General features: G+C 56.0%; 8 protein-coding genes and 1 pseudogene. 5 read left to right on the top strand and 4 right to left on the bottom strand.

Annotated elements, in window-relative coordinates:
- Positions 1-84: 84 nt before the first annotated feature.
- The 3 genes from sacB to nifA form a co-directional block, all read right to left on the bottom strand.
- The gene (gene sacB / locus ACYHH6_RS09000) at positions 85-1,506 is read right to left on the bottom strand and encodes a levansucrase (protein WP_001022105.1); all 1,422 of its coding nucleotides are present in this window, start codon (positions 1,504-1,506) and stop codon (positions 85-87) included.
- Between the two features lie 19 nt (positions 1,507-1,525).
- Complete coding sequence (uidA, locus tag ACYHH6_RS08995; protein ID WP_257825605.1) at positions 1,526-3,337, bottom strand: beta-glucuronidase; 1,812 nt, start codon at positions 3,335-3,337, stop codon at positions 1,526-1,528.
- Between the two features lie 166 nt (positions 3,338-3,503).
- Complete coding sequence (gene nifA, locus ACYHH6_RS08990; protein ID WP_023731294.1) at positions 3,504-5,267, bottom strand: nif-specific transcriptional activator NifA; 1,764 nt, start codon at positions 5,265-5,267, stop codon at positions 3,504-3,506.
- Between the two features lie 1,132 nt (positions 5,268-6,399).
- On the opposite strand from nifA, the gene ACYHH6_RS08985 reads away from it, so the two are divergent.
- The 3 genes and pseudogenes from ACYHH6_RS08985 to ACYHH6_RS08975 all read left to right on the top strand — a co-directional run.
- Positions 6,400-7,728 carry a dicarboxylate/amino acid:cation symporter gene (locus ACYHH6_RS08985; RefSeq protein ID WP_023706359.1) on the top strand — a complete coding sequence of 443 codons (1,329 nt, stop codon included), beginning with the start codon at positions 6,400-6,402 and terminating at the stop codon, positions 7,726-7,728.
- A gap of 303 nt (positions 7,729-8,031) precedes the next feature.
- Positions 8,032-9,063, top strand: coding sequence for a LacI family DNA-binding transcriptional regulator (locus tag ACYHH6_RS08980; protein WP_023703127.1), 1,032 nt, complete (start codon positions 8,032-8,034; stop codon positions 9,061-9,063).
- Between the two features lie 291 nt (positions 9,064-9,354).
- Positions 9,355-9,582 (top strand): annotated as a pseudogene (locus tag ACYHH6_RS08975) (IS1634 family transposase); the annotation flags it as partial.
- A gap of 80 nt (positions 9,583-9,662) precedes the next feature.
- On the opposite strand, the gene ACYHH6_RS08970 reads toward ACYHH6_RS08975, so the two are convergent.
- Positions 9,663-10,688, bottom strand: coding sequence for a LysR family transcriptional regulator (locus tag ACYHH6_RS08970; protein ID WP_023698291.1), 1,026 nt, complete (start codon positions 10,686-10,688; stop codon positions 9,663-9,665).
- A 237-nt stretch (positions 10,689-10,925) separates the two neighbouring features.
- Between ACYHH6_RS08970 and ACYHH6_RS08965 the strand changes: the two genes are divergently transcribed.
- Together ACYHH6_RS08965 and nodB are read left to right on the top strand one after the other, a co-directional pair.
- Complete coding sequence (locus tag ACYHH6_RS08965; protein ID WP_023685029.1) at positions 10,926-11,519, top strand: NodA family N-acyltransferase; 594 nt, start codon at positions 10,926-10,928, stop codon at positions 11,517-11,519.
- Positions 11,516-12,175 carry a chitooligosaccharide deacetylase NodB gene (gene nodB, locus ACYHH6_RS08960; protein ID WP_023672235.1) on the top strand — a complete coding sequence of 220 codons (660 nt, stop codon included), beginning with the start codon at positions 11,516-11,518 and terminating at the stop codon, positions 12,173-12,175. Before ACYHH6_RS08965 ends, nodB begins: the two co-directional genes overlap by 4 nt.
- Positions 12,176-12,184: the final 9 nt, after the last annotated feature.

The following is a 12,184-nucleotide window of genomic DNA, read 5'->3' as shown; positions in this document are numbered from 1 at the left end:
GGCTTCCCAACCTTACCAGAGGGCGCCCCAGCTGGCAATTCCGGTTCGCTTGCTGTGGATCCATCGGCATTTTCTTTTGCGTTTTTATTTGTTAACTGTTAATTGTCCTTGTTCAAGGATGCTGTCTTTGACAACAGATGTTTTCTTGCCTTTGATGTTCAGCAGGAAGCTTGGCGCAAACGTTGATTGTTTGTCTGCGTAGAATCCTCTGTTTGTCATATAGCTTGTAATCACGACATTGTTTCCTTTCGCTTGAGGTACAGCGAAGTGTGAGTAAGTAAAGGTTACATCGTTAGGATCAAGATCCATTTTTAACACAAGGCCAGTTTTGTTCAGCGGCTTGTATGGGCCAGTTAAAGAATTAGAAACATAACCAAGCATGTAAATATCGTTAGACGTAATGCCGTCAATCGTCATTTTTGATCCGCGGGAGTCAGTGAACAGGTACCATTTGCCGTTCATTTTAAAGACGTTCGCGCGTTCAATTTCATCTGTTACTGTGTTAGATGCAATCAGCGGTTTCATCACTTTTTTCAGTGTGTAATCATCGTTTAGCTCAATCATACCGAGAGCGCCGTTTGCTAACTCAGCCGTGCGTTTTTTATCGCTTTGCAGAAGTTTTTGACTTTCTTGACGGAAGAATGATGTGCTTTTGCCATAGTATGCTTTGTTAAATAAAGATTCTTCGCCTTGGTAGCCATCTTCAGTTCCAGTGTTTGCTTCAAATACTAAGTATTTGTGGCCTTTATCTTCTACGTAGTGAGGATCTCTCAGCGTATGGTTGTCGCCTGAGCTGTAGTTGCCTTCATCGATGAACTGCTGTACATTTTGATACGTTTTTCCGTCACCGTCAAAGATTGATTTATAATCCTCTACACCGTTGATGTTCAAAGAGCTGTCTGATGCTGATACGTTAACTTGTGCAGTTGTCAGTGTTTGTTTGCCGTAATGTTTACCGGAGAAATCAGTGTAGAATAAACGGATTTTTCCGTCAGATGTAAATGTGGCTGAACCTGACCATTCTTGTGTTTGGTCTTTTAGGATAGAATCATTTGCATCGAATTTGTCGCTGTCTTTAAAGACGCGGCCAGCGTTTTTCCAGCTGTCAATAGAAGTTTCGCCGACTTTTTGATAGAACATGTAAATCGATGTGTCATCCGCATTTTTAGGATCTCCGGCTAATGCAAAGACGATGTGGTAGCCGTGATAGTTTGCGACAGTGCCGTCAGCGTTTTGTAATGGCCAGCTGTCCCAAACGTCCAGGCCTTTTGCAGAAGAGATATTTTTAATTGTGGACGAATCGAATTCAGGAACTTGATATTTTTCATTTTTTTGCTGTTCAGGGATTTGCAGCATATCATGGCGTGTAATATGGGAAATGCCGTATGTTTCCTTATATGGCTTTTGGTTCGTTTCTTTCGCAAACGCTTGAGTTGCGCCTCCTGCCAGCAGTGCGGTAGTAAAGGTTAATACTGTTGCTTGTTTTGCAAACTTTTTGATGTTCATCGTTCATGTCTCCTTGAGCTCATTGTTTGCCTCCCTGCTGCGGTTTTTCACCGAAGTTCATGCCAGTCCAGCGTTTTTGCAGCAGAAAAGCCGCCGACTTCGGTTTGCGGTCGCGAGTGAAGATCCCTTTCTTGTTACCGCCAACGCGCAATATGCCTTGCGAGGTCGCAAAATCGGCGAAATTCCATACCTGTTCACCGACGACGGCGCTGACGCGATCAAAGACGCGGTGATACATATCCAGCCATGCACACTGATACTCTTCACTCCACATGTCGGTGTACATTGAGTGCAGCCCGGCTAACGTATCCACGCCGTATTCGGTGATGATAATCGGCTGATGCAGTTTCTCCTGCCAGGCCAGAAGTTCTTTTTCCAGTACCTTCTCTGCCGTTTCCAAATCGCCGCTTTGGACATACCATCCGTAATAACGGTTCAGGCACAGCACATCAAAGAGATCGCTGATGGTATCGGTGTGAGCGTCGCAGAACATTACATTGACGCAGGTGATCGGACGCGTCGGGTCGAGTTTACGCGTTGCTTCCGCCAGTGGCGCGAAATATTCCCGTGCACCTTGCGGACGGGTATCCGGTTCGTTGGCAATACTCCACATCACCACGCTTGGGTGGTTTTTGTCACGCGCTATCAGCTCTTTAATCGCCTGTAAGTGCGCTTGCTGAGTTTCCCCGTTGACTGCCTCTTCGCTGTACAGTTCTTTCGGCTTGTTGCCCGCTTCGAAACCAATGCCTAAAGAGAGGTTAAAGCCGACAGCAGCAGTTTCATCAATCACCACGATGCCATGTTCATCTGCCCAGTCGAGCATCTCTTCAGCGTAAGGGTAATGCGAGGTACGGTAGGAGTTGGCCCCAATCCAGTCCATTAATGCGTGGTCGTGCACCATCAGCACGTTATCGAATCCTTTGCCACGCAAGTCCGCATCTTCATGACGACCAAAGCCAGTAAAGTAGAACGGTTTGTGGTTAATCAGGAACTGTTCGCCCTTCACTGCCACTGACCGGATGCCGACGCGAAGCGGGTAGATATCACACTCTGTCTGGCTTTTGGCTGTGACGCACAGTTCATAGAGATAACCTTCACCCGGTTGCCAGAGGTGCGGATTCACCACTTGCAAAGTCCCGCTAGTGCCTTGTCCAGTTGCAACCACCTGTTGATCCGCATCACGCAGTTCAACGCTGACATCACCATTGGCCACCACCTGCCAGTCAACAGACGCGTGGTTACAGTCTTGCGCGACATGCGTCACCACGGTGATATCGTCCACCCAGGTGTTCGGCGTGGTGTAGAGCATTACGCTGCGATGGATTCCGGCATAGTTAAAGAAATCATGGAAGTAAGACTGCTTTTTCTTGCCGTTTTCGTCGGTAATCACCATTCCCGGCGGGATAGTCTGCCAGTTCAGTTCGTTGTTCACACAAACGGTGATACGTACACTTTTCCCGGCAATAACATACGGCGTGACATCGGCTTCAAATGGCGTATAGCCGCCCTGATGCTCCATCACTTCCTGATTATTGACCCACACTTTGCCGTAATGAGTGACCGCATCGAAACGCAGCACGATACGCTGGCCTGCCCAACCTTTCGGTATAAAGACTTCGCGCTGATACCAGACGTTGCCCGCATAATTACGAATATCTGCATCGGCGAACTGATCGTTAAAACTGCCTGGCACAGCAATTGCCCGGCTTTCTTGTAACGCGCTTTCCCACCAACGCTGATCAATTCCACAGTTTTCGCGATCCAGACTGAATGCCCACAGGCCGTCGAGTTTTTTGATTTCACGGGTTGGGGTTTCTACAGGACGGACCATGGTTATACCTCCTTCTTAAAGTGTCCACATCATATAGAAGTTATCCGCTCACAAGTCAAGTAAGTCGACCTGTCCTCGGTCGAATCGAGTTGACGCGCACGCGGATCTGCATCGCTGCGCGGCGCCAAGGCGCTAAGCGGCTCAGCTCATGCCCAGGGTCATGCTTTCAAAGACGCTTGATCTCGACGCCGTATTTCCTCAGCACGTAGCCAATCTGTCGCGGGGTCAGCCCAAGCAAGCGCGCTGCCTTTGCCTGCACCCAGCCACATCTTTCCATGGCAGCAATGACGCGCTCTATATCGGGCGTCCTCGCGCCAATTGGGTGGGTTGCGCCGGCAAGCGGGTTAGTCGCGGCCGAACTGGCGGCCTCGTCCGGGGGCGTGGCCAAATTCGCTGACTCCGGCAGGATCGGCGGTGGTTGCAGCGCGGCCTTGCCCGATCTGCACTTCCACAGCGCCTCGGCAAAGCATTGGCCTTGGGAGCAGGCAAAGTCGTTTCTCCCGATTGACAGTCCCTCGGCCAGGATCGCTGTCCGGTGCACGCAATTTTCAAGCTCGCGAATGTTGCCGGGAAACTCACATTTCATCAGCACTTCAATCGCACGCGGATCGAAGGTGAGCGTACAGCCGTTCTCGTCGTTGAACTTCTTGAGAAACTCAGCTGCGAGGAGCGGAATATCGCTGCGCCTTTGGCGCAATGCTGGTACCAGCAAGGGAACCACGTTGATGCGGTAGTACAGGTCGGCGCGGAACTCATTCCTTGCAACCGCCTCTTCCAGGTTCCTGTTCGTGGCGGCAATCACGCGAACATCGACCTTGATGGTCTGATTGCTGCCGACGCGCTCAAACTCCTGCTCCTGCAGCACGCGCAGTAGCTTTGCCTGGAACGAGGCCGAGATCTCGCCAATCTCATCCAGAAACAACGTCCCCTTGTCAGCGAGCTCAAAGCGCCCCTTGCGGGAATTGAATGCGCTTGTGAAGGCACCCTTCTCATGACCGAACAATTCGGATTCCAGGACTGTCTCTGGGAGCGCTGCACAATTGAGTTTAACGAAGGGCCGCTTGGCGCGCGGCGACAACTCGTGAATTGCCTTGGCAGCCAGCTCCTTCCCGGTACCGGACTCACCTCGCAACAGAACTGTGGTTTTTGCCTTCGCTACGACCGCGATCTTCTCCAGCAGGGCGCTTATCGCCGGACTGTCACCAATCATCCCCTCGACGTGAACCTTTTTGCGCCGGGGTGCAGGGTGCTTAACATCAGAAAATTTCGTTTGCAGCCGATGTTCCAGCTCCGGCGCTCGCTCGCTGTCGGCCGCGGAGAAGCGATGCAACTTGACTGTCTGTCCCACCATGTTGGCAATCATGGTGAGCAGCCGGACATCATCGTCGAGCCCATAGCTTGACCTGCTTTCCAAAACCCGGTCCAAAGTCAGCGCGCCTATGGCGTTCCCATCAACACGAATGGGAACGCCGATGAACGACACGGTGTCGGAGGCCCCAAGCACCTCGATATCAGTGGCAGTGAAGGTCGGATGCATCGCTATGTCGTCGGCGACGAGCGGCGTGTCGGTCGTCACAATCTGATCGATGGCGTTGCGCGGCAGGCGCGACCGAGAGGGCTCATTGCCGTTCGTGCCGCAGCCGCTGGCCACTGTGATGTCCAGTCCGCCCTCGGCATCGCAGAGAGCGATGATGCCGTGCCGCATCTGCACAAACGAGTGCAGGAGGTCGACTACCTTGGCCAACTTGAGTTCGAGCCGGGCGGCATCGGCGAGTACTTTCGATATTTCGAAGATGCCGGTTAGCGCGCGCTCGTGCAATGCCACATTCGCAGGATTCGTGTCGGGCTTTGGACAACCCTTTATCGCATTCGGCAGCGATATGCCGCAGTCGCGGGCATTCTGTTCTGACTTGCTAATGTTGTGGTGCATGTGATCCTCGATCTCGCGCCATCAAATCTAGGCTGGCGGCATGTGCGCCCGCGACGTCGCGGGCACGCGCGAATATGCTCCGACGTGAACTCGTGCCGCCGCCGTGTGGTCGAGTGCAAAGCGGGTCTAGCCCTGACGCATAGCTTGGCTACTCCCTCCACGAAGCTTGGCCATGTTATTGGCTTGCCCCGGGCAAACACACGTTGTTTTCAAAAGACTGGAGCGAGGCGGCATAGTCAATCGAGCTTTCTTTCATCTGTGAAAGGAAACCTCGCGGCCTATGATAGGATTCATCAGTTCTATCTTTGCGTTGAAGCAGAAATACCTGGGCCGGCCATGCGTTGCCCGAGCGGCTGACCGCGCGGAGTGTAAATGCGGGGCCGTGCCATTCACCAGCGCCCGCGAAGGAGGGGCGGGAGTGAGAATAACCGCCAACGGCACTGGTCGGTTGCGGCAACCGCCATCTTTCTCGAGTTGATCAGGCGGCGGCGATGTCGGGTGTGAAGGCGCGAAGCTGGCGTCGAGTACGACTTCGTAGGCGGTGCTCGCAACTTCTGAATCGCATCGTCGTGGTCAGCACCATCACCGGCCTGGGGCCGAAATCGGCACACTCAATGAGCGTATCGAAAAGTCTGAACAGATTACGATGCGACCGCTTGAAAACGGCTGCCCCTGCTGCGGGCGTTCATTTGCAAAATGGGTCGTCCAAAGGACCGTCCGAATTTATTCTGTGCATTGCAGTGGCTGCACGGTCGTAGGCTGTCCAGAAACGAGCGCTTCCGAACAGGGGTAAGTTAGCCTGTCATCTGGACGGCCTTGAACAGGCGACACGATGGGGCCCGGTCCAAAGCCGGCTAACGAGGAACCCACCACGCTCTGTGCAGCAAACCGCTAGCCAGAGGGATCGACCGGCAGCACTCTGCCAGAGACCATCAAGGGCGTTCGGACCGCGACCTTGCCCGCTGACACCGCATTCCTCCATCATTGGCGAGCCCACGTCAGTTCAGGTGATGCGGATTCATCTGGCATGGGTATTGCGGCGGCGTTGGTGCAGCGTTCGACCGGAGCGCCGCGATAGGGAGAAGCCCGGGAGAAGTCACGCCACCTCGATCCGGTCAGGGAGAGAGAAACAGTGTCAGCTGCACAAGTCCGCGGCGCGAGTCCCGCGCCCCGCAAACCCTTCTACACCAAGCTCTACGCCCAGGTGCTTGCCGCCATCGCGCTCGGCGTCGCAATTGGCTATTTTTATCCGGAGACCGGCGAGAGCCTGAAGCCGCTGGGTGATGCCTTCATCAAGCTGGTCAAGATGATCATCGCGCCTGTCATCTTCCTGACAATTGCGACCGGCATTGCTGGCATGAACGATCTTCATAAGGTCGGCCGGGTCGCCGGCAAGGCAATGGTTTATTTCCTCACCTTCTCAACGCTCGCGCTGATCGTCGGCCTCATCGTCGCCAATGTCGTCCAGCCTGGCGACGGCCTGAACATCGATCCGGCCTCGCTCGATGTCCAGGCCGTGAATACCTATGCCGCAAAAGCCAAAGCGCAGTCGGTCACCGGCTTCCTGATGAACATCATCCCGCCAACGATCGTCGGTGCCTTCGCGGAAGGCGACATCCTGCAGGTGCTGTTCTTCTCGGTTCTGTTCGGCATGGCGCTTGCGATGGCCGGAGAGACGGGGAAGCCTGTCGTTTCCTTCCTCCAGGCGCTCATTGTGCCTGTCTTCAAGCTCGTCGGAATTCTGATGAAGGCCGCGCCGATCGGCGCTTTTGGCGCGATGGCCTTCACCATCGGCAGATATGGCATCGGTTCGGTGGTCAACCTCGCGATGCTGGTCGCGACGTTCTATTTCACCGCCTTCCTCTTCGTGTTCGGGGTTCTCGGCGCAGTCTGCCGGTACAACGGCTTTTCGATTTGTTCTCTCATTCGTTACATCAAGGAAGAGCTGCTGCTTGTCCTCGCAACGTCCTCCTCGGAGGCGGCGCTCCCGTCGCTGATGGAGAAAATGGAGAAGGCGGGCGCCAGGCGTTCGGTTGTGGGTCTCGTCATCCCGGCCGGATATTCGTTCAATCTGGACGGCACGAATATTTACATGACGCTAGCGGCTCTCTTCATCGCACAGGCGACGAACACGGATCTGTCCATCGGCGATCAGGTGCTGCTGCTGCTCGTAGCAATGCTTTCCTCCAAGGGCGCTGCAGGTGTGACAGGTGCGGGCTTCATCACCCTGGCGGCTACGCTCGCGGTAGTTCCGAGTGTTCCCGTTGCTGGGATGGCACTGATACTCGGCATCGACCGATTCATGTCCGAATGCCGGGCGCTGACGAATTGCGTCGGCAACGCAGTGGCATCCCTCGTCGTCGCACGCTGGGAAGGAGAGTTGGACCGAGCACAGATGAAAGCTGCCTTCAGCGGTCATCAGCTTACCGAGGCATCAAACCGGCTACCCTCCTGCAAGTAAGGTGGGCGGCCCACGACCTGTCAAGTCGCTTAGCTGGTCACATAACTGAACGACCGACCCGCAGCCTCTAAACGGCTCCTCACGGACCATGTATCAGAAGCGCTAAATGTGTGAGTGCAAATCGTCACCGCACTTTAAGCGAATGAGCCTTTCAGTATACCCGGCCGGTTTACGTCTGCAATGATGTTCGTCCAACACGTTGTGCCCATTCGTATGGGGACGTCTTCACTTTGCCACCCGAAACCGAAACGCGCTAGGCGGACAGAGAGCCGGCCCGCGTCAAAACCAATCAGAATAGGACCTATGACCAAGCGCCCCACAATTGCCGATCTCGCCCGCGAAGCCCGAGTCAGCGTAGCAACGATCGATCGGGTTCTGAACGCCCGCCATCCGGTGCGCGAGGAGACCGCGCGGCGGGTCCACGACGCCGCCCAGGCGATCGGCTATCATGCTGCCGGGCTAATCAAGCAGCGGTTGCGGCGAGACCTACCGCACTACCGTCTGGGCTTCATCTTGAGAAAACCGGCCCAGCATTTCTACCAAGATTTAGCCCGCGAGGTCGAAGCATCGGTCAATTTGGCCCAGTCCTTCCACGGCATTCCGCTCGTCGAATTCGCCCCGTCACATATGCCGAGCGACCTGATCGCGCCGCTCAAGGAGTTGGGCGCACGCTGCCATGCAATCGCGATGGTGGCACCGGACCACCCGAAAATCACAGCAGCGGTTGAGGACCTCAAGGCCAAGGGCATTCCGGTTTTCTCGCTGCTTTCCGACTTCGCCGCCGGCGTGCGACAGGGGTATATCGGCCTTAACAACCGCAAGGTGGGGCGCACGGCCGCTTGGATGGTGTCCAAGGTCGCAAAACGGCCCGGCAAAGTGGCGGTGTTTGTCGGCAGCCATCGTTTCCAGGGGCACGAGCTCCGTGACGTCGGCTTTCGCTCCTATTGCCGTGAGAACGCGCCCACGTTCGAGGTGCTGGATCCGGTCATGAACCTCGAGAAACGGCAGATCACCTACGAGGCAACGCTTGATCTCATGCAGCGGGAGCCCGAGCTCGTCGGCTTCTATGTCGCCGGCGGCGGCATGGAGGGCGCGATCTCCGCGCTCCGAGAAGAGGGCAAAAGTCGGGATCTCGTCGCGATCGTGAATGAAATCACACCTGAGTCTCGGGCAGCGCTTGCAGATAACATCGTCACGATGGCGGTCGCCACGCCAATGCGCCGGCTTTGCCAGGAGCTGATAACGCTGATGACACGGGCTATCGAGACCGGCACCGCTGAAACACCCGGACAGACATTTCTGCCGTTCGACATCCATCTGCCGGAAAATATATGAAGGCGGAAGCGCGAGGTAGATTGCCTAGATCCGCAGCGTCAACCTCCACCGGCTTCACTTGCCAACATGCCCCACGTTCTCGTGCAGGGGGTGTGGTCAATGATCCCGCACGGCAAGAGCCGAGCGAGGCCAGCACAGTCCATTTGGGGTCGACCTCGTCGACCGCCATCTCCTCGCCTGGCTGCACGTGAAAAGCCGCGGCACAGCCGGCAAGGTAGGAATTTAACCGGGCTAACCATCTTCTGGGACTTCGCACGCAAATCGAGGCGGCAGTCAATTCAGTAGCAGCCCGGGCGTGTGTTCTGCTCGTTCCGGCCCCTCGCACTTAGCAAGGAACTGCGCCGCTCTGCCGGGCCAAAGGCCCGACGCCCGAAGGGCGACCGCTCCTACGCGATCGCGTCCGCCTCCAGAAGCCGCCATCGAAAAGAATGCTCGCGTCGTCACCACCTACGGCCAAAGCGGGCAATCAAGGCAGCTGGCATCACTCTGCCACACATCCTCGACGAGCAATTCGCCTGAGATCAGCCCCAGAACGTAGGTTACACGCGCCGCGCCGGCGCTTGTCGAACATGCTGATCAGCCTGTATTACAGGCGGTGATTAGGTGGGGCTCAACATCTTCCGGGACTTCGCACGCGATTTCGAGGTGGCAGTCGGTACCAAGAAACGAAAGGTCGGATCGGCGTGCCCGAGACGCTCAATAATTTCAGGCAAAGGCGCCAAGCGAGATGCCTCCTGCAACATCATTTCCCGCATCCACACGCTTGCCGGATCACTATTGTGAAGCTCAGGCCATTGGACGGCTTCCGTGAATGCAGGAGGAGGAAGTGGCGGCGGAAGTTGGACAATCCGCAGGGGTGTTGTTTTTGCGAAATGCTGCGCCAGCCGTAAGGGCATAGTCCCGATGCGGCTGGTGCCTGACAGGACGGGCGGGATCAGGCTAAAGCCCTGTACGACAACTTCGATACGTCTCTCGAAACCGTGCTCGAGCAAATACCATTCCTCCATGGTGGGCTGCCGGGTGTGCCTGAATTTGAGCACAACATGCCCCATGCACAAGTATCGCTCGAATGTAAGTGGCTCCGACAGCTGCTTGTTCGTGCCGCAGCCTACGCCTACGAGCTTATCTTCGAACAGGGCTGCCCGAGGATGTTTCGACATGAACACTTCCGGCATAATCAGAAAATCAACGTCGCCGCGCCGGAGAAGCTCCTCGGGGTCGTCGCAAATAGGCAGACATTCAAAGCGAACGGCGGGAGCTTCCCGCGCAGCGCGCTCTACTATCTTCCTAAAAAATACGAGCGTGATGTAATCGGAAAGCATGATTCGGAAGAGACGATCCGATTGGGCCGGGTTGAAGGCGTCGGGGGAAATAATCGATAGCTGGATGTGCAGCAATGCGTCCCGGACTGCTGGGGCGAGCCCGTCGGCGCGCGGCGTCAAAATGAGCTCGCGGCCGTTCATCGTAAATAGCTCATCGTTGAAATAGGCGCGTAGCCGAGCAACGGCGGCGCTCATGGCCGGCTGGCTCAGGTTGATACTGCGAGCCGCGGCAGTGACTTTACGCTCCCTCATCAGAGCGTCCAGCACAACGAGGAGATTTAGATCCAGCCCTTTAAAACGCATGTCATGTTCTATCCAACGTGTGGATGCGTATCATTCAAACAATCAATTTTACGAATTTACGAGCCATGCATTAGAGGAACGGAAAGTGAGCGACGTCAAGCTCAAATCGACGACACGGGCCGGAACTCGAGAGAGCGTCTGGCTCACCTTCGCCAACGACAACGGCTGAGTGCAGCCACCAACGCCGCTTTGGTCGAGTAATGCGGCCACAAAAACCAATATGAAGAGAGGTCCTGAATGCGCCATCAGGTGCAGTGGAAGTTGTGCTGGGAAAACGAGTTGCAGCTCTCCGATCACGTTAAGCTCGCCGAGTTCTTTCGTGATACGTACGGGCCGACTGGGGCGTCCAACGCAGAACCGTTCGAAGGTAGTCGAAGCTGGGCCGGAGCCAGGCCTGAACTCCGCGTAATCGCCTATGATTCAAGCGGTGTAGCGGCTCACATGGGCATACTGCGCCGTTTCATCAAGGTCGACGCGGTCGACCTGTTGGTGGCTGAACTGGGCCTGTACGGGGTACGTCCGGACCTTGAGGGTCTGGGAATCGCCCATTCAATCCATGTCATGCTTCCAATACTGCAGGAGCTTGGCGTTCCATTCGCTTTCGGAACGGTCAGGGACGCGATGCGGAATCATGTTGAGAGGTTCGGACGGCGATACAGCCCTATGGCCGTTTTGTCGGGAATTCGCGTGCGCTCCACCCGACCAGAGGCCCGCCTCGACCTGCCGCCCACACGCATCGATGACGCACTCACAATTGTTCTGCCAGTTGGACGGCCGATCAGCGAATGGCCCACGGGCACGATGATAGATCGGAACGGACCAGAGCTATGAGCCGGTCCGATTGCTTGTACGAAGTGCGCCGTGAGTGCTCTGACGGCACCGGCCGTCGAAGCGTTTATCTGACGTTTGACGACGGTCCCAATCCACTTTTCACACCGGAGATTCTCGACGTGCTGGCAGAGCAGCGGGTGCCGGCGACTTTCTTCGTCATCGGCGCCTACGCCTTAGAGCACCCATATCTAATCCAACGGATGATCGCAGAAGGGCACGAGGTAGGCAACCACACGATGTCTCATCCGGATCTGTACCAATGCGGTTTCGGCGAAGTGCAACGTGAGGTCTTTGAAGCGAACGACGCCATCATGAGAGCGTGCCCGCAGGCCTCGGTCCGCTTTGTTCGCGCGCCCTACGGCGCCTGGAGCGAAGAAGTCTGCACAGCATCACAGATCGCCGGGCTGGCGGCCCTTCATTGGTCCGTCGACCCTCGAGATTGGTCTCGCCCTGGAGTAGAGGCGATTATCGATAAAGTGCTCGCCTCCGTCCGGCCGGGCGCAATTGTACTCTTGCACGACGGATGCCCTCCCGGCGAGTTGAGCCAGGGCGCTCACGCCGGCATGCGCGACCAGACGGTCACGGCGCTGTCCCGGCTGATTCCAGCACTGCGTGAGCGCGGATTTGTAATCCGCTCACTTCCTCAACATCACTGAACAACGAGA

This window comes from Mesorhizobium sp. P171375, from assembly GCF_057786075.1.
This window is presented reverse-complemented; position numbering and strand designations above follow the sequence as displayed.

Excerpts from the sequence above, each read along its gene's own strand:
- sacB (WP_001022105.1), bottom strand. The coding sequence starts at position 1,506 with ATGAACATCAAAAAGTTTGCAAAACAAGCAACAGTATTAACCTTTACT.
- uidA (WP_257825605.1), bottom strand. The coding sequence starts at position 3,337 with ATGGTCCGTCCTGTAGAAACCCCAACCCGTGAAATCAAAAAACTCGAC.
- nifA (WP_023731294.1), bottom strand. The coding sequence starts at position 5,267 with ATGCACCACAACATTAGCAAGTCAGAACAGAATGCCCGCGACTGCGGC.
- ACYHH6_RS08980 (WP_023703127.1), top strand. The coding sequence starts at position 8,032 with ATGACCAAGCGCCCCACAATTGCCGATCTCGCCCGCGAAGCCCGAGTC.
- ACYHH6_RS08970 (WP_023698291.1), bottom strand. The coding sequence starts at position 10,688 with ATGCGTTTTAAAGGGCTGGATCTAAATCTCCTCGTTGTGCTGGACGCT.
- ACYHH6_RS08965 (WP_023685029.1), top strand. The coding sequence starts at position 10,926 with ATGCGCCATCAGGTGCAGTGGAAGTTGTGCTGGGAAAACGAGTTGCAG.
- nodB (WP_023672235.1), top strand. The coding sequence starts at position 11,516 with ATGAGCCGGTCCGATTGCTTGTACGAAGTGCGCCGTGAGTGCTCTGAC.